General features: G+C 37.1%; 1 protein-coding gene and 1 pseudogene. One reads left to right on the forward strand and one right to left on the reverse strand.

The window, feature by feature from the left end:
* The coding region (locus tag ECA01S_RS14500; RefSeq protein ID WP_217994745.1) for a hypothetical protein at window positions 1-321 on the forward strand (321 nt) is incomplete at its 5' end.
* On the opposite strand, the pseudogene ECA01S_RS14430 reads toward ECA01S_RS14500, so the two are convergent.
* Window positions 318-714 (reverse strand): annotated as a pseudogene (locus tag ECA01S_RS14430) (replication initiation protein); the annotation flags it as partial. The gene ECA01S_RS14500 and the pseudogene ECA01S_RS14430 sit on opposite strands and share 4 nt — an antisense overlap.

Below are 714 nucleotides of genomic sequence, written 5' to 3' on the forward strand. Positions count from 1 at the left end.
ACCACCATTCCAAGTAGAATTTTTGCTTGCCTTTTGAAAAAGGCAAGCATCGGATATGGACGTCCATATCCTAAAATTCCAAATGGAATGCTTGTTAGGTTTCACCTAATACCGATAAAAAGTCCTAAAGCGAAAAAATATTTCACTTCCGGACTTTTTTGTCGCTTTGCTCGAATGCTAACCATAAGGGGAATTATAATCTCAAAGGGCGTACTTATACCCACCAACTTTCGTTTATGGTTAATGTGCGACAAAACTAAACGAAAGTTTAGTTTTATCCGTCAGGCGTGTTGGATAAAATTCGCTGCGCTCTTGTTTTAGTATTTACCAAAATTTTGTAGGCCATTCAGCAAATCTTGTTTGTCTTTTTCGGAAAGTTGCGAATCATTTTTTGCTTTTTTTTGTTCTGTAGGTGTCTGATTTTTGGTGTCTTGTTTTTCTTTTTTCTCTAATTCCTGGAGCTGTTTTAATAATTCTAATTTTCGTTCTTGCTCTTTGATTTTATCTTGTAGCGTTGTCGGTTGTTGCTCGTATTCTTTTTGTTTGTCTGCTTGTGCCAACGCTCTGTTTTGTTCTTCTTTGGTTGGTGCATGTTTGTTAAAGTCGTCTGCTTGCTTAATTTCGGGTTTAAACGTGAATTGATAGCCAATGACGGGTTTGCCACGACCTTTTCCGTATTTCTTTTTGATTGCTAGCCCTTTAAAGATTGCGGTT

The sequence above is a fragment of the Enterococcus canis NBRC 100695 genome (assembly GCF_001544375.1).
In the GTDB taxonomy this organism is placed as follows: Bacteria; Bacillota; Bacilli; order Lactobacillales; family Enterococcaceae; genus Enterococcus_H; species Enterococcus_H canis.